Source organism: Arthrobacter silviterrae (genome assembly GCF_011045165.1).
Classification (GTDB): domain Bacteria; phylum Actinomycetota; class Actinomycetes; order Actinomycetales; family Micrococcaceae; genus Specibacter; species Specibacter silviterrae.
Map to the genome: position 1 here is coordinate 38,534 of NZ_JAAKZI010000008.1, position 17,045 is coordinate 55,578.

Sequence of the window (17,045 nt, forward strand, 5' to 3'; positions counted from 1 at the left end):
TCGGTTTATGACTCTATCCTGCCGGCTCCGGCGACGGGGAATCCATAGCGGGCCAGGGCCTGCTTCAGCTCCACCCTGTCGTCCAGGGCCACGTTGACGCCCTTGACTTCCTGGTGCACCTCGTGGCCGCGCCCGGCCACCAGGATGGTGTCGCCGGGCCTGGCCAGCTCCACTGCGCGGCGGATGGCCGCCGCACGCTCCCCGTGCTCCTCGATGGTCCGGCCCAGCCCGAGGCGCGTGTTGGCCTCCACGGCACCGGCCAGGACCCCGGCCCGGATGCCTGCCGGCTCCTCGTCATGGGGGTCGTCGTCGGTGATGATGACAACGTCGGCGTTTTCGGCCGCAATGGCGCCCATGATGGGCCGCTTCGTCACATCGCGCTCCCCCGTGGCGCCGAAGACCACGATGACCCTGGAGCCGGGCTCGCCGGAGCGGATGGCCGCCAGCGCCAGCCGGAGCGCGTCGGGGTTGTGGGCAAAGTCCACCACGGCCACGGGCGCGGTGCCGACCAGCTGCATGCGACCCGGCACGTCGAGGGTGAAGGGGTCGCTTGCGTCGAGGGCCGCCTGCAGCACGCGGACGACGGCGGCGCGCCGGGTGCCGCCGCTGTCCCGCGTGCCGCCGTCGTCCTTCTCGGTGAGGAGGTGCTCGGCCACCATGGCCAGGGCCAGGGCGGCGTTGGAGACATTGAAGCCGCCGGGCAGGCCGGTTTTTACGCGCAGCACCACCCCGCCGGGCCCGTGGAGCTCAAAGCGCGAGCCCACGCCGATCCGTTCAATGCCGGCCACCCGCCAGTCGGCAGTGCCTCCCGGCAGCGTGGACAGCGTGGCGGCCGGCACGGTGGCTGTCTCGGCGAGCTTGCGCCCCCACGGCCCGTCCACCGTCACCACGGCACGCCGGGCATGCTCCGGGGTAAACAGCTGCGCCTTTGCGGCAAAGTAGCCGTCCATGCCGCCGTGCAGGTCCAGGTGGTCCTGGGTCAGGTTGGTAAATCCGGCCACGTCAAAAACCACCGAATCAACCCGGCCAAAGGCCAGTGCATGGGAGGAAACCTCCATCGAGGCAGCGTCGAGTCCGCGTTCCGACATGACGGCCAGCAGGGCGTGGACGTCGGTGGACTCGGGGGTGGTGAGCTTGCTGGGGATGGGCTGGTCCCCGGCCAGGATCTCAATGGTGCCAATGAGCCCCGTGGCCTTTCCCAGGGCACGGAGCAGGGAGTTCAGGAAATAGGTGGTGGTGGTTTTGCCATTGGTGCCCGTGATGCCAAACATCGCCATGCCCGTCCCGCCGCCGGCCGGGTCCGTGCCATAGACGAGGGCAGCCACCGCACCGGTCACGGCCCGGGGGTCCGCACAGACAAGCACGGGAACACCGCAACCGTCCCCGACAAGGCGGGCGCCGGCGTCGTCCGTCAGCACGGCAACGGCACCGGCCGCGACAGCCTGGCGGGCAAAGGCTGCACCGTGCACATGGGCGCCTGGCAGGGCCAGGTAGAGGTCGCCCGGCAGGATGCTGCGCGAATCCAGGCTTGCGCCCGTCACCCACGTGGAGGAACCGCCCGCGGGCAGGCTGGCCCCGGCCGCGGAGGCAATGCGCTCCAGCGCCACGGGCACCTGGCGGGCGGGCCTCAGGGGCGGGGTGCGGTTCGGATTTTGGCCGGGGCCGGGCTGTTCCACTGGGTGAATTTCTTTCATGTTGTGTCGTGCTCTGCGCGGGTTACTTGTAGAACTGGGGAAGCTTGACGGACGGGGTGCTGGACGGCGGAACATCGTAGGTGCGCAGGACCTGGCCCATGACGTCGTTGAAGGTGTAGCCCTGGGTGACGCCGTAAATGAGTCCCTGCGGCTGCTGGACGGTCACGGCAACAACGTACTCGGGATTGTCCATGGGCGCCATGCCGATGAAGGAGGAGGTGTACCCGCTCAACCCGCCGTTGCTGGCCGGAGCCTCTGCCGTGCCGGTTTTCCCGCCCACCCGGTAGCCCGGGATCTTCACATCCGGGGCGTCACCCATGGTGGCGACGCTTTCCAGCATGTCCCGATCCTGCTGGGCCGTCTGGGGGCTGATGACCTTGATGCCCGGTGCCTGCGGAACCGTGGACACGGTGCCGTCCGCTGCGGTAAAGGAATCGATCAGCTGAGGCTTGAGCCGGACGCCGTTGTTGGCGATTGTCTGGTACACCATTGCTGTCTGCAGCGGTGTTTGGGCAACGCCCTGGCCGAACAGGATGGTGTATTGCTGGCGCACGTCCCATTTGTCCGGGGTGGCGAAAATGCCGGGGCTCTCGCCGGGCAGCGGGATGCCGGTGAGCTGGCCGATCCCGAACTTGCGCATGTTGTCATAACGTTCCTGCGGGGTCATCTTCTCCCCCGCCATGACCGTTCCCGTGTTGAGGGACTGGCCGATGATGCCGGCCAGGGTGCGCTGCTCAGTGCCGTGCGGGAATGCGTCGGTGAATGTTTCCCCGTCCACGGTGTAGGTGGGCGGCACCACGATGTGCGTCAGGGGGTTCATCAGGCCCTTGTCCATCACCCCGGACACCGTCATGATCTTGTCAGTTGAGCCGGGCTCGACGACGGCGCTTACGGAGCGTGCGCCGCGGTTGGCGGCGGCCGTCTTGCCCGGGTCGTTCGGGTCCACGGTGTCGGTGTCGGCCATCGCCACCACCTTGCCGGTCTTGACCTCAATGACCAGGATGGTGGCCCACTGGGCGCTGTATTTTTGCTTTTGTTCCTGGGCGGCCTGCTGGGCGTAATACTGGATGTCCTGGTTCATGGTCAGCTTGACCGTCTGGCCGTCCACGGCCGGGACGGTCCTGACGGGCGCGGTGGGGATGATGATCCCGTTCTTGCCGGCCTGGTAGGTGCGTGAGCCGTCCTTGCCGGTGAGCTTGTCATTCATGGTCAGCTCAATTCCGGCCAGCGGTGTGCCGTCCGAGCCCAGGAAGCCGACAATGTTGCCGCCCACTGAGCCGGCGGGGTAGACGCGCTTGGTTTGGGCCTGGGAATAGATGCCGGGCACGCCCAGGGCCGCCACCTGGCTCTCCACGGCAGGGCTGACGTCCTTGACGATGTAATTGAACGTCTTGTCGCCCGTGGCGGCCTTGGTGACCTGGTCAACGGGCAGCTTCAGCACGTCCGCCAGCTGCTGCAGCCCTTCGGCCCGGGTGTACGTCACCGTTTTTTGGCTGGCGGTGTCAACGTGCTTGTATTCCGGATACAGGGAGCTGTTGACCTGCGAAACCGTGATGTCATAGCGCAGGATGCTTTCGGCCAGCACCTTGCCGTTGGCATCCAGGATCTTTCCCCGCACGGCGGGCAGCTTTTGCACCACCGTCCGCTGGGTCTCGGCCGCTTCAGCCAGGTGGCCCACATCCAGCCCCTGGATCATGACAAGCTTGCCCGCGATGACCAGGAGAAAGGCCAGCATGACGACGAAGCCAACACGCATCCGGCCCCGGCCCACCTTGTTCAAGCGGTGTGCAAGTGCACCGTTCGTTGGGTTTGGGGAGTCTTTTGCCACTGCGTTTCCTTGCTGCCTGTATGTATTGCCTGCTGGACGGTCCCCCCGCCTGCCGGGCGGCTGGTGCGGTCCGCCCGTGTCCCTCACACCTTAGCTGTGCTTTTGCCCCGGAGCGGGGATGGTGCCGCCATTGAGATCCGGTGCCGCGGCCGCCGGGGCAGCCGGGGCAGCCCCCAAAACAGCCTTGGGGGCATCCGTGCGGGAGGCCGCGGCGTCCTTGGCTGCTGCATCCTGGAGGGACGTGCCCGGGGCGGCGGCAGCGGCCGCGGCGGGCTGGGGTGCGTTCATGTTGGCCGGTGGAATGACCACCAGGCCCTTGGTGTCCGCCGACGCGGGCTGGGGGTTGCCTGTCACCTTCTTGGTGCGCACGTCAATCTGGCCGGTTGTGGCAGCCGGCACCATGCCCATGGCCGCAGCCTTGGCCACGAGGCTCTGTGGGGCAACACGTGCGGTCAGGTCAAGTTCCAGCGCCTGGTTGGACTTCTCCAGGTTGCTTTGCTGCGTCTTCAGGGCCACCAGCTCGTACTGTCCCTGGGACACCGAAACACTCATGACCAATACGGCCGACAGCGCCGCCACCACCAGCAGAAACAAGGAAACCACCAGCGGGGTCCGGTTCCGCCGCGGCACCGAGACCACCAGGGAAAGCGGGGTCCGGGGCCTTGCTGCCTTGGGAGCCGTTCCGCGGAGCGGGTTGCCCCCCTCGCGGTGGGGGTCCCCTCCTTGCAGCACTCGGGCATTGTTGCCGCTCGTGGCTGAAACCGTGCGGAATGCAAGCTGGCTCATGTGCGGTTCCTAACTTTCACTTTTTCCACTGCGCGAAGCCGCGCGGACGCGGCCCTGGGGTTTTCTGCAATTTCTTCGTCCGTGGGAATTTCGGTTCCCTTGGTCAGGCGCTTGAGGGTGGCCTTGTGCTCTTCAAGTTCCACGGGGAAGCCCGCCGGTGCCGAAGAACGTGACCCGGCGGCAAAAACAGCCTTGACGATCTTGTCCTCCAGCGAGTGGTAGGACATGACGACGGCGCGACCGTGCAGGCCCAGCGCATCGACCGCGGCGGGGACGGCACGCTCAAGCACGCTCAGTTCCTCATTGACTTCAATCCGCAGCGCCTGGAATGTTCGTTTGGCCGGGTGGCCGCCGGTGCGTGCGGCCCCGGCGGGGACCACGTTGCGGATGATGTCGACCAGTTCGCCGGTGTGCGTGAGGGGCTTCCTGTCACGGGCAGCAACGATGTGGTTGGCAATGCGGCCGGCAAACTTTTCCTCGCCCCACTTGCGGATGATCCGCACCAGGTCTTCTTCTGAATAAGTGTTGACGACGTCGGCCGCCGTGGGTCCGCGGCTGGTGTCCATGCGCATGTCCAGGGGTGCGTCAAAGGAGTAGGCGAATCCGCGTTCGCGCTCATCCAGCTGCAGGGAGGACACGCCAAGGTCCATGAGGATTCCGTCCACCTGCTGCACGCCGAGGTTGCCCAGCACTTCGGGGATCTCGTCGTACACGGCATGCACCAGGTCGGTGCGGGCGGAGAAGGGTGCCAGGCGGGCCCCGGCCAGGCCAAGTGCCTCGGTGTCCCTGTCGATGCCTATCAGGTGCAGCTCGGGGAACCGCTGGAGCATGGCCTCGCTGTGCCCCCCCATGCCGAGCGTGGCGTCAATAACGAAGGGGGTGCGCCCCTCCTGGAGGGCGGTGTCGAAGGCGGGAGCCAGGAGGTTGATGCAGCGGTCCTTGAGAACGGGTGTGTGGCGGGCTGAGGTGGGTGGCGTGGGAACTTCCGACGTCATCACGCCTCCATTTCCGATAAGTACCTTGATGTCCGGATTGCCTGGTCTGCGGTCAGTGCTCGATCAGTGGGTGGCCGCCGTTCTTAAACCAGCTCCCCCTCCGCGCCGGGCCTGTCCCGCCTGGCTCCGGGGAAGGTGAGCCAGGATTGACACTGCCGGGCGGCTGGAGACCTCATTCAAGAAAGTCCGTGCCGCGCCATGGTTCAAACCCATGTCGTGTGGTGCTGGTGGTGCATGGAGCTGATGTTGCGTGCTGCCTATTGCGCTTTTGTGCCGGGGACGGCGTCTTCATCCATTTCCGCAAACGCCTTTTCCTGTTCCGCCAAGTACTCGGTCCAGGCCTTGGCATCCCAAATCTCCGCACGGTTGCCGGCCCCAATGACCACCAACTCCCGGTCGAGACCTGCGTAGGCGCGAAGTGTGGCCGGAATGGTCACACGCCCTTGTTTGTCGGGAACTTCATCAGATGCCCCGGAGAGAAGGATGCGGCCATAGTCGCGTGCCTGCCGATTTTGCATCGGTGCACCCACCATGTCCGCATGGACCTTTTCAAATTCCCTGGCACTGAAGACGTAAATGCAGTGTTCCTGCCCCTTGGTCAGGACAAGTCCACCGGCCAATTCCTCCCGGAATTTGGCGGGAAGGATGAGCCGGCCCTTTTCGTCGAGGCGCGGTGAGTGTGTTCCCAGAAACATCCCCCACCGCCCTCTCCCCCAAGGTCTTTCGAGCTACCCTTCACCATTTCCCTCTTACGCGCTCCACATTACTCCACAATCCTCCACCGTCAACGACATGGCGCGCCAATTGGCCCGCGTGTCGGCAGCCGGATCCTTGCCATAGCAGGGAAGCAGACGCCTTTGCCGGGGTGGAGGGAAATTTTCGCGGCCGGCCGCATTTCCCCCCGGGCTCGCCGCACTGCCGCGCCCCGCCCGGCCGCGGGGCCCGTTTGGGGCGCAATATTGGGTCCGGACGGCCGCCGGTGGTGGAAAGTGGAGGGCCGGCGCACGGAAGGCCAGGGGCGCCCCGGGCGGCAACAGGTCCTGTTAAACGCAAAAAGGCCCTCGAAGGGACCTTTTGGGGATATCGATGTCGCCTCGAGGGGCCGTCACACGGCGCCGCGCGACAAGAATCACGTCATCCGGCAGCCCACAGCCGGGGCTGCCCGGTGCTGATCAGGATGCCAGGCTCAGCTACTGCTCGCGGCGGCGTTCTTCCCAACGCTCCTCGAGGTTGCTCATGAAGCCGCTCTTCTGCTTTGACCCGGATTTTGCGGGGGCCGTCGGGTCACCGCTGAACTTGGGCCTTGACACCGCGAAGTACACACCTGCGCCCATGATCAGGAACCCGAGGATTCCCACCACGATCTGCGACAGCGCAACGCCACCAAGCAGAACCATGATGCCGACGATCAGGACGAGAACGCCGATCACAATGTGCCGGGTGGACAGCGAGTGGGCCGGGTCCGATGCCAGTGCATTGGCAAATTTCGGGTCCTCGGCATGCAGTTGCTGCTCCAGCTGGTCAAGCAGTCTTTGCTCGTGCTCAGAGAGGGGCATGACGACCTCCTTCAGGTCAGGGCCATGGGCGTCTTAACTCGTTAACGCCCTTGGTGTCCCATTTAGTTCCCCACGGTGGAAACCGGACAAAAAATGCCCCGGTCTCCGCAGGGTGCCAACGGGGTCTAGGACCGTTGCCGAGCGAACTCCCACTACTAACAATAGGCTTGATTTTGTGGAACTGAAACCCGGCGGTGTGCATGGAGTTCCGTACTGTCAAAAAGTAATTTGGCTAACACCGGATGGGCCGCATTTTCGGTGATTTTCGCGGTTTCTGCAAGCCATTATCGCGGGCCCGGCCCCTGCTTTTTTTGCCGGCTTGCCAGCAGCCGAGCCGGCACCACCTTGGCGGTGCCGAATTTCGCGGCGATGGCGTCACCGGCCACTTCGGCATTGCGTCCGTTGTCGTCCCGCCGGTCCAGGCTGAACTGCAGCGGTGCGGTCTCGATGGATTCCAGGGATTCCACCCTCACCCCGATCAGGCGCACGCTTTGGGGGCGGGTCCCCAGGGCGCGCAGGAGCGCCACGGCACCGGCGTAAATCTGGCCAGCACTGTCCAGGCCGGCCCCCATGGACTTGGAGCGGCTGATGGTGGAAAAGTCGGAGTACTTGATTTTCAGGGCCAGGGTCCGCCCGGCAAGGTGCGATTCGCGCAGCCGCGCCGCCACACGGTGTGAAAGCCGGAGCAGTTCCCGGGTGAGGACGTCGTCGTCGAACGTGTCAACGGCGAAGGTCTCCTCCGCGCCTATGCTTTTCTCCGTCCGCACCGGTGTGACCGGCCGGGGATCGATCCCCCACGACAGCTGGTGGAGGGCCCGGCCGCCGGCTCCGAGCGTCTTTTGCAACACGCCAACAGGGGTGGCCGCCACATCCGCCACCGTGAAGATGCCCAGCCGCTGCAGTGTTTCCAGCGTCCTGGCCCCCACCCCCCACAGCGCCTGGACGGGAAGGGTGTGCAGGTATTCCACCGTGCGGTCCCTTTCAATGAGCAGCATGCCGTCCGGCTTGCACCGCGTGGAGGCGATCTTGGCCACGAACTTGGAGGATGCAATGCCCACTGAGGCAGTGATGCCGAGGTCGGCGGCCACGCGGCGGCGCACCAGCGCACCAATTTCCAGTGGCGTGCCGAGCCGCCGGAGGGCGCCTGCCACGTCCAGGAAGGCCTCGTCTACGCTAAGAGGTTCCACGGTGTCGGTGATGGAGTTGAAGAGTTCCATGACCTGCGCCGACACCTCCTGGTACAGGCCGTGCCGCGGGTTGATGACGACGGCGGTGGGCGCCATCCGCATGGCCGTCGCCATGGGCATGGCGGACCTCACACCGAACTTGCGGGCTTCGTAGGACGCGGACAGGACCACTGAACGGCCCTCCGGGAAGCCGACAATCACGGGCCGGCCCTTCAGCTCCGGCCGCTGGCGCAGCTCGACTGAGACAAAAAATGCGTCCATGTCCACGTGCATGATGGTGCACCCGGACTGGTCCAGCACCCTGCCGGCCTGGTCCCGGCGCAGCGCCGATTCACCCGCCCCGGGCTCTGCCCGGGCGGGGCGCATGGCCATACGGCGAGGTTGCTGCTCCACACTTCAAGTGTAGTGAAGGGCCCTGACACAGTGGCCCCGGCAATTCCACCCACCGCCCGCAGGTAAACTGGTCTGGATCCATTGCACCGACCCCGGCAGCTAAGGAAATCGCCATGATCACCGCCAGCACCCAATGCGCGTCCGCCTTGGCCCCGCGGCTGTCGCACCTTTCGGCCGTCGCGGCCGTGGCCGCCGTCGTGCTTCTTTCCGGCTGCTCCGGGGCCCCGGTTTCGCCGTCGTCGTCCGCACCGGGTTCCACCACTGCCACCAGTGCGGCCTCCAGTCCAGCCACCACCGCGGCCGCCAGCACCGATGCCAGCGCACAGCCCACGGTGGAATCCGCCGTCAATGAACTGGTGGCCGGCTTCCCGTCCACGCTCATTCCCCTCATGAAGGGTGCACAGGTCCAGGCATCAAGCCTGCAACGGAGCACCCCTTTGTCCGTCGCGTCCCTGACCGCCACGATCACGGCCAAGCCCGCCGACGTCCTGGCGTATTACACCAAGGTCTACACGGGCCAAAAGTTTACGGCCCTCCCCGGGGATGCGGTGGATGGCACGCCCTCGAAGACATTTGTGCGCGGCGCGGGGCAGGAGAATGTGGTGGTCAGCGTTGTCCAGACCGGTTCCACGTCCACGGTTACCGTTGGCGCCAACGTATTGCCGGCGTCCCTGAAGTAACCCCGAACACTTTTCCCGATTCCACCCATGGCGAGACACAGCAAGGATTCCCACAGCATGAGCGCATTTGCCGCGACCACGGAGGACCCGACCACGGTTGAGCAGGAAGCCTTTGTCGCAGAAGTGGCGGATGAACTGACATCCTTCCTGGACGAAAAGCACACGCTGCTTGGCCGGATTTCCCCGGACACCCTGGTCCTGGTGGATGCCATCAGGTCGCTGGTGACCGGTGGCAAGCGCATGCGGGCCCTGCTGGCCTATTGGGGTTGGCGCGGGGCGGGGGGCAGAGCCGGTGCCCGCGAAATCATCCTGGCCGGGGCTGCGTTGGAACTGTTTCAGGCTGCCGCCCTGATCCATGACGACATCATTGACAGGTCCGACACCCGCAGGGGCGGCCCCAGCGTCCACCGCCAGTTCAGCACCCTGCATGCGGAACGCAACTGGGCGTTGAACGAGGAACGATTCGGCCATGCGGCGGCCATCTTGACCGGCGACCTGTGCCTGTCATTTAGCGAAGAGGTTTTTGCCTCCATCGGCGCCGGCGCCGCCAGCCCGGCCCGCTCCGTGTTCAACCTGATGCGGGCAGAGGTCATGGCCGGGCAGTACCTGGACATTCTCGAGGAGGTGTCCGGGCCGTCCAAACCCCACGGGACAGCCGTGGCCCGCGCCTCCGCCATCATCCGGTTCAAGAGTGCCAAGTACTCGTCCGAGCACCCGCTGGTGCTGGGCGGGGCGCTGGCAGGCGGCAGCACCGAACTCCTGGCAGGGTACAGTGCGTTCGCCCTACCCCTGGGCGAAGCCTTCCAATTGCGCGACGACGTCCTGGGCGTGTTTGGCGACCCTGCCCAGACCGGGAAACCGGCGGGCGACGACCTCCGGGAAGGCAAGCGCACCGTGCTGGTGGGGTTGACCATCGACGGCGCCAATGAGGCCGACAGGCGGTTTGTCGATTCGCACCTGGGCCGGCAGGACCTGGGCGAGGATCAAATTGCCAAGCTGTGCGCCATCATGGTCGATTCCCAGGCGCTGGCGCGGACGGAAGAGATGATTTCCGGGCTGAGCAGCACGGCCTTTGCAGCCCTCGCAGCCCTTCCCGTTGCAGCTGATGTCCGGAAAGCGCTCTCAGCACTGGGCCGAAGCGCCGTCTCCCGCACGTCCTAGAACGTCACCGGCGGCTGTTACCACCCGAGGGCGGCTGCGCGGCGGCGGATTTCGGTTTTGCGCCCTTCGTGCAGGGCGTCTATGGGACGGCCCGGCAGAGAATCATCGGGGGTGAAAAGCCACACAATGGCTTCCTCGTCGTCAAAGCCGGCGTCGTGAAGGACGGTAATGGTCCCCCGCAGGCTTTCAACGATGTGGCCGTCACTAAAGAATTCGGCGGGCACTGCGCGAATGTTGCGCTCCCCCACCCGGGCGGCCAACAGGGAACCGTCCTTGACAAGGGCATGGACTCTCGTGACAGAGATGTCAAGCCGCGCTGCCACGTCCGGCAGGGGCAACCATTCACTGACTACATTTTCTACATTGCTCACGCGTTAAAGGTTCCCACAGATGTTGGCGAGCCGCACACCAATTCCGGTCCGGCCCGCCCGCAATCGTGCGATATTGACAACAATTGGGGCGGGCACGCAATTGCAGGCCATTCCCTGCCGAACAAATTCCATCCATGTACTTTGCAGCAGGCGTCTTCCCATTAGGGCGCGCATTGCCTAGATTTGGTGTAAATTCACATTAGTCACATATGTAACACCAATACCACTAGCACCATCCGCACCGGAACCTAGAGGACTGCACCCATGACTTCCCCCCGCCCCTCACGGCCCGCACCTGCCGGCGGCAAGCAACTGGCGGCCGTCGCGACCGCCGCCATTCCCGTCGTTATGCTCTCCTCACTGGCCTTGGCACAGCCCGCGGCAGCGGCCCCCCTCCCTGCGGGGCCACGGACCCTGCCGACGGCCGTCACGCACGGCGGAATGGCCACCGTCGCCAAGAGTGTCCGCTCAGCCAGCATCCCCGCTGCAGTCGTTGCCGGCACCCTCCCGTCGCGCCTGGCCTCCCAGGCACCTTCGGCCCCAGCCACCCACAAGGTGGTGCCGGGGGACACGGTTTCCGCCATCGCCGCCCGCTACGGCCTCTCCACCAATTCCGTGCTGGCCCTTAACAAGCTCAGCGCCACCAGCATCATCTATCCCAACCAGGTCCTGAAGCTTCGCGCCACCGCTGCCGCGGCCCCCGCACCCGCTGCGGCCGCACCAAAGGCGGCTCCCTCCACGGGAGCCAGCTACGTCGTCGTCGCCGGTGACACGATGGGCGCCATTGCAGCCCGGCACGGCATGGGCACCGCGGCACTCCTGGCAGCGAACGGCATGACCGCCTCCACCATCATTTACCCCGGCCAGGTGATCAAGGTGGGCGCCCCGGCGCACGCCGCCCCCGCAGCCCAGGTGTCGGCAGCCCCCAAACCGGCGGCAGCCGGCACCAAATACGTCATCAAGTCCGGCGACACGCTGTCCGCAATCGCGGCCAAGCACAGGGTTGGCCTGTCGGCCCTGGCCAAGGCGAACGGGATGTCGAGCGTCAACGCCACCATCTTCGCCGGCAAGACCCTGACCATACCCGGGGTCTCCGCGGCTTCCTCCACGGTCTCCCCGATTCAGCCGGCCGCCCCCACGGTGCCCAACACCTTCCTGCACTACACCTACCCGGATGCCGTCGTCGCCGACGCCAACAAGAACCTGCGGGCCCTGCTGGCAGCCCCGGCACCCACCAAGTCCCAGATGAAGGAAATGGTGGCACGGACGGCGGCGAGCATGGGCGTGGACCCGTCGCTGGCAATGGCCTTCGCGCAGCAGGAATCCGGGTTCAACCACCAGGTGGTCTCCCCCGCCAACGCGATCGGAACCATGCAGGTCATTCCCGACGCCGGCGACTGGGCCTCCGGGCTGGTGGGACGCAAGCTCAACCTGCTGAACCCGCAGGACAATGTCACGGCCGGCGTGGCCATCATCCGCGCCCTGCTGCAGACGTCCAAGACGGAGGACCTGGCCATCGCGGGCTACTACCAGGGCCAGTATTCGGTCAGCGTGCACGGCATGTTCTCCGACACGAAGAACTACGTTGCCGCCATCAAGGCCAACCGGAAGTTGTTCCGCTAAACAGTTTGGAGGGCCGGCCAGTTCCGGTAAATGAAGGGTCCCGGCGGGTGTCGCCGGGACCCTTCCCGTTTCACCCCCTAAGATCGAAGGGTGCAAGAAGTGGCTAAGGACCCCCTGATCGGGTCAACCGTTGACGGGCGCTACCTGGTGTTGTCCAAGGTGGCGCGCGGCGGCATGTCAACCGTCTACCTGGCCAAGGACATTCGCCTCAACCGCAACATTGCGCTGAAGATCCTGCACCCCCACCTGGCCGTGGACAACGCCTTCATTGAGCGTCTGCAGCGGGAGGCCTGGAGCGCCGCCAGCCTCTCCCACCCGCACGTGGTTCAAATCCACGACCACGGCGCCGGCACCGGGCACGCCTACCTGGTCCTGGAATACATTGACGGATATACGCTCCGCGACGTCATCGACACCAATGGCGCCCTGACCCCGCGCCAGGCGCTGGACCTCATGGATCCCATCGTGGAGGGGCTTGCGGCCGCCCATTCGGCAGGGCTGGTCCACCGGGACGTCAAGCCGGAGAATGTGCTTATTTCGCATTCCGGCTGGGTCAAGATTGGCGATTTCGGCCTGTCCCGGGCCGTCACCACCAACACCAATACAGCAACGCTCCTGGGCACGGTTGCCTACATCGCCCCGGAGCTGGTCAATGGGCAGGGCGGTGACGCCCGCAGCGACATCTACTCCGCCGGCATCATGCTGTACGAACTGCTGACGGGCGCCCAGCCCTTCCGCGGCACCGTCCCCATCGCCGTGGCCATGCAGCACGTCCGCGACGACGTTCCCCCGCCTTCCGCCGCCGTCCCCGGCCTGCCGGCCGAGATGGACGAGCTGGTGCGCTACATGAGTGAAAAGGATCCCGACAACCGGCCCGCCAACGGCGCCTCGCTGCTGGAGGACCTGCGCCACATCCGCGCCACGCTGACCCCCGCCGAGCTCGACGCCGGAGGCTCCAGCACGCGCGCCGATGCCCCTGCGTGGGCGGACGGAGGTGTCACGGAAGCCATCCCCGCAGGGTCCGGAGGCGAGGCTGGGAAACTGGCTGCCGACAGTGGCGACACCACGGTCCTGGCCGCGGCCGTCCACCCCACCAGCGTCCTTCCGGCCGGCCGTCGGCTGTATGTCGATGAAGCCGTTCCCGACGGCGGCACGGAATCCCTTCCACGGCTGTCCAAGCGGGAGCAGCGTGCCGGGGCAAGGGCGCGCGCCAAGGCTGCCGCCCGGCCTGTCACGACGCTGGGGCCGCGCCACCCGCGGCGCCGCGCCCTCCTCTGGGTGCTGGTGGTGCTGATTTTGGGGGTGCTGGGCGCCCTGGCCGGCTGGTATCTGGCGCTGGGGCCCGGGGCCCTGGCCACCGTGCCGAATGTGCACAACAAGACGGTGGCCCAGGCCCAGGCCATGCTGCATGCAGAGGGTTTCGACCTGGTCTCCACCACGGACGTCTTCTCCGAACAGGTGGCCACCGGAATGGTGGTGGACACGGACCCGGTCCATGGCACCTCGCAGCGCCGGTTTCAGGGCGTGACCCTGCAGGTGTCGAAGGGGCCGGTGCTGTATCCCGTTCCGGCCCTGGGGGGCATGACCCTCGAGGACGCCAAGGCGGCCCTCACTGCCGGGCACCTGGCCGTGGGGTCGGTGGGCGGAATCTACGATGAGAAGGCACCGGCCGGCACCGTGCTGAGCCAGGATCCTGCGGCCGGAGGCGGCTTCCGCGCCAACTCAAAGGTCAATGTCGTGGTGTCCAAGGGCCCCAAGCCCATTCCCGTTCCAACAGTCGTGGGCAAAACCTCGGATGACGCCCGGGCCGCCCTGACGTCGCTGGGACTGGTGCCGGAGATTGCTCCCGGGCAGGTGAACAGTGCCACAATTCCCGCCGGTTCCGTGGCGTCCCAGAGTCCGCAGTCAGGTGAGCTGACCGCCGGCGGCAAGGTCACGCTGACGCTTTCCAAGGGGCCCAGGATGGTCATGGTGCCGGACCTGGTCGGAAAGCAGGTGGGTGCCGCCACAGCGGAACTGCAGGCCCTCGGCTTCAAGGTGCAGGTTGAAAACCTGCTGGGCGGATTCTTTGGCACGGTCCGCTTCCAGGACCCCCAAGGCGTGGAGGCCCCAGAAGGCAGCACCGTTACGCTCAAGGTCATCTAATGGGCGGCGGCGGCCGCTGCAGCGCCCCGCCGCCTGCCCCCTACTTTGTCTGGCTGAGGGCCCCGGCGACGAGGAACGCCATTTCGAGGGACTGCTTGTGGTTCAGGCGGGGGTCGCAGACGGACTCGTACCCCGTCAGGAAGGCTTCCTGGTCGATGGGGTCGGCGCCGCCAAGGCATTCGGCAACGTCGTCGCCGGTCATTTCCACATGCAGCCCGCCGGGGAATGTGCCCAGTGCCTGGTGGACCTCGAAGAAGCCCCTGACCTCATCGATGACGTCGTCGAAATTGCGCGTCTTGTAGCCGTTGGGAGAGGTGACGGTGTTCCCGTGCATGGGGTCGGTCACCCACAGCACTTGGGCGCCGGAAGCGGTGACCTTTTCCACGAGGTTGGGGAGCTTTTCGCGGATGTTCCCGGCACCCATGCGGGTGATGAATGTCAGGCGGCCCGGCTCGCGGTTGGGGTCCAGCTTCTCGATCAGGCGCAGGGCGTCGTCGGGGGACGTGGTGGGCCCGAGCTTGACGCCGATGGGGTTGCGGACGCGGGAGAGGAAGTCGACATGTGCCTGGTCCAGGTCACGGGTGCGCTCGCCAATCCACAGGAAGTGGGCGGAGGTGTCGTAGGGCAGGCCCGTGCGGGAATCGATGCGTGTCAGTGCCCGTTCGTAGTCGAGCAGGAGCGCCTCGTGGCTGGCGAAGAATTCCACCGTCTTCAGGGCCTCGAAGTCGGCGCCGCAGGACGCCATGAACTTGATGGCCCGGTCAATGTCCTTGGCCAGTTTTTCGTAGCGGCTGTGGGCCGGGTTGGAGGTGAAGCCGCGGTTCCATTCGTGCACGCTGCGCAGGTCGGCAAAGCCGCCCTGCGTGAACGCACGGATGAGGTTCAGGGTCGACGCGGAGGTGTGGTAGGCCTTGACCATCCGGGAGGCGTCGTGCTTGCGGGACTCGGGGGTGAAGTCATATCCGTTGACAATGTCGCCCCGGTAGGCGGGGAGGGTGACGCCGTCGCGCGTTTCATCATTGGAGGAGCGCGGCTTCGCGAACTGCCCGGCCATGCGGCCCATCTTGATGACGGGCAGCTGGGCGCCGTACGTGAGCACCACGGCCATCTGCAGGATGGTCTTGACGCGTGCGCTGATCCTGTCCGCAGTGGCGGCGGCAAAGGTTTCGGCGCAGTCGCCGCCCTGCAGCAGGAACGCCTTGCCCTGGGCGGCCTTGGCCAGGCGGGAGCGCAGCACATCCACTTCGCCGGCAAACACGAGGGGCGGCAGCGAGGAAAGCTCCTTCACGCTGGCATCAAAGACGTTGGTGTCGGACCAGGTGGGCTGCTGGGCGATGGTGAGGTCGCGCCAGTCGTCGAGGCCGGGGTAAACGGCAGCGCCGGGGATCGAAATGCCGGCGGCGGGTGCGCCCGGTACGGGGGAAGTTAGCTCAGTCACCCCCCAAGCCTATCCCCCCTGGGCGCGGCCCTTCCACCCGGTCCAGCCCCTGAGATGATGCGGGCCACGGACCGTTTCGACTGGCGGTCAGGCTTCCGGGGGCACGCCGCCGTCGGCCTCCACGGGGCCGGGCTCGACGCCGGCGGGCCCGTTCCCAGCGGGCTTGTCCGCAGCCGGCCCGTTCCCAACAGGCTCGACGGCGGCGGCCGGCTTGGTGCCGATGACGGTCACGGTGCCGGGGGCCACGGTGGAGGCGGGGTCGGCGCGGACCGCGTCCGCGGCCTTGGCATCCTGTCCGGCAGCCCTGGCACTGCCTGGCGCCTTGGGGCCGGCGGGCTTGCCGGACTTTTGTGCGGCAATCTTTTCCTTCACGGTGCTCGCGTAGGAATCAACGTATTCCTGGCCGGAGAGGCGCATGAGCTCATACATGATTTCATCCGTGACGGAGCGCTGGACAAACCTGTCATCCTGCATGCCCTGATATCGGCTGAAGTCCATCGGTTCACCGAATATGATGCCCAGGCGGCGGATGTTGGGGATGCGGCGGCCAATGGGTTGGACCTTGTCAGTGCCGATCATGGCCACGGGAATCACGGGCACATTGGCCGTGAGCACCAGCTTGGCCACGCCCACCTTGCCCCGGTAGAGCCGCCCGTCAGGGCTGCGCGTGCCTTCCGGATAGATGCCCAGCAGTCCGCCGCCAGTGAGAACGTCCACGCCGGTCTGCAGGGAGTTCGCGGACGCCGCTCCCCCGGACCGGTCCATCGGCAGCTGGTTGGTCAGCTTGAAAAACGCCGCCGTCAGCCGGCCCTTGATGCCGCGGCCGGTGAAGTAGTCGCTCTTGGCCAGGAAGACGACGGGCCGGGGCACCATGAGGGGCATGAAAATGGAATCGGAGAAGGAAAGGTGGTTGCTGGCCAGCACGGCCGGGCCGTCAACGGGCAGGTTGTCCAGGCCCTTGGTCCAGGGGCGGAAAAGCACCTTCAGCACAGGCCCCAGGAAGATCTTTTTGAGCACCCAATAAATCACAGTATGGTTCCTCTCCGGCGCCACCGATTGCAGCCATGCCAGCCCACCGCGTCAGCCCGCCATGAACGTATCAACAGTAGTCTAGTGAGAGAGGCATGAATGGGCGTCCAAGCAGGCTGCGACACCGGGCATTTGTACGGACGGCCCATGTACGCTTGT

Annotated in this window: 14 protein-coding genes; 4 read left to right on the forward strand and 10 right to left on the reverse strand. The window is 66.1% G+C overall.

Annotation, left to right across the window (positions count from 1 at the left end; genetic code table 11):
* Positions 1-5: 5 nt before the first annotated feature.
* The 7 genes from G6N77_RS06525 to dinB form a co-directional block, all read right to left on the reverse strand.
* The gene (locus G6N77_RS06525; protein ID WP_165181221.1) at positions 6-1,694 is read right to left on the reverse strand and encodes a Mur ligase family protein; all 1,689 of its coding nucleotides are present in this window, start codon (positions 1,692-1,694) and stop codon (positions 6-8) included.
* Between the two features lie 22 nt (positions 1,695-1,716).
* Complete coding sequence (locus G6N77_RS06530) at positions 1,717-3,522, reverse strand: peptidoglycan D,D-transpeptidase FtsI family protein (protein ID WP_306986448.1); 1,806 nt, start codon at positions 3,520-3,522, stop codon at positions 1,717-1,719.
* A gap of 90 nt (positions 3,523-3,612) precedes the next feature.
* Positions 3,613-4,308: a cell division protein FtsL gene (ftsL, locus tag G6N77_RS06535; RefSeq protein ID WP_165181222.1), complete on the reverse strand. Its 696-nt coding sequence runs from the start codon at positions 4,306-4,308 to the stop codon at positions 3,613-3,615.
* Positions 4,305-5,303 carry a 16S rRNA (cytosine(1402)-N(4))-methyltransferase RsmH gene (gene rsmH / locus G6N77_RS06540; protein ID WP_165181223.1) on the reverse strand — a complete coding sequence of 333 codons (999 nt, stop codon included), beginning with the start codon at positions 5,301-5,303 and terminating at the stop codon, positions 4,305-4,307. Before rsmH ends, ftsL begins: the two co-directional genes overlap by 4 nt.
* Positions 5,304-5,560: 257 nt before the next feature.
* Entirely contained in the window at positions 5,561-5,998 is a 438-nt protein-coding gene (gene mraZ / locus G6N77_RS06545) for a division/cell wall cluster transcriptional repressor MraZ (RefSeq protein WP_165181224.1), read from the reverse strand.
* A gap of 495 nt (positions 5,999-6,493) precedes the next feature.
* Entirely contained in the window at positions 6,494-6,859 is a 366-nt protein-coding gene (locus G6N77_RS06550) for a DUF3040 domain-containing protein (RefSeq protein ID WP_165181225.1), read from the reverse strand.
* A 284-nt stretch (positions 6,860-7,143) separates the two neighbouring features.
* A complete protein-coding gene (dinB, locus tag G6N77_RS06555) occupies positions 7,144-8,319 on the reverse strand; it encodes a DNA polymerase IV (protein WP_205678077.1) in 1,176 nt (391 codons plus the stop codon).
* Between the two features lie 233 nt (positions 8,320-8,552).
* Between dinB and G6N77_RS19780 the strand changes: the two genes are divergently transcribed.
* Positions 8,553-9,119, forward strand: coding sequence for a hypothetical protein (locus G6N77_RS19780; RefSeq protein ID WP_240901738.1), 567 nt, complete (start codon positions 8,553-8,555; stop codon positions 9,117-9,119).
* A gap of 57 nt (positions 9,120-9,176) precedes the next feature.
* On the forward strand, positions 9,177-10,280 hold the full coding sequence (locus tag G6N77_RS06565) for a polyprenyl synthetase family protein (protein WP_165181226.1): 1,104 nt from the start codon (positions 9,177-9,179) through the stop codon (positions 10,278-10,280).
* Between the two features lie 17 nt (positions 10,281-10,297).
* Here the strand turns inward: G6N77_RS06565 and G6N77_RS06570 are convergent, their stop codons facing one another.
* Positions 10,298-10,651, reverse strand: coding sequence for an Rv2175c family DNA-binding protein (locus tag G6N77_RS06570; RefSeq protein WP_165181227.1), 354 nt, complete (start codon positions 10,649-10,651; stop codon positions 10,298-10,300).
* A gap of 264 nt (positions 10,652-10,915) precedes the next feature.
* Here G6N77_RS06570 and G6N77_RS06575 point away from each other — a divergent pair, with 264 nt between their 5' ends.
* Together G6N77_RS06575 and pknB are read left to right on the forward strand one after the other, a co-directional pair.
* A complete protein-coding gene (locus tag G6N77_RS06575; RefSeq protein WP_165181228.1) occupies positions 10,916-12,274 on the forward strand; it encodes a LysM peptidoglycan-binding domain-containing protein in 1,359 nt (452 codons plus the stop codon).
* Between the two features lie 99 nt (positions 12,275-12,373).
* Positions 12,374-14,419, forward strand: coding sequence for a Stk1 family PASTA domain-containing Ser/Thr kinase (gene pknB, locus G6N77_RS06580; protein WP_306986446.1), 2,046 nt, complete (start codon positions 12,374-12,376; stop codon positions 14,417-14,419).
* Between the two features lie 40 nt (positions 14,420-14,459).
* Here pknB and G6N77_RS06585 read toward each other — a convergent pair whose 3' ends face one another.
* Positions 14,460-15,857 (reverse strand): class II 3-deoxy-7-phosphoheptulonate synthase, encoded by a 1,398-nt coding sequence (locus tag G6N77_RS06585; RefSeq protein WP_165181230.1) that lies wholly within the window; start codon positions 15,855-15,857, stop codon positions 14,460-14,462.
* 87 nt (positions 15,858-15,944) lie between these two features.
* A complete protein-coding gene (locus tag G6N77_RS06590) occupies positions 15,945-16,886 on the reverse strand; it encodes a lysophospholipid acyltransferase family protein (RefSeq protein ID WP_165181231.1) in 942 nt (313 codons plus the stop codon).
* Positions 16,887-17,045: the final 159 nt, after the last annotated feature.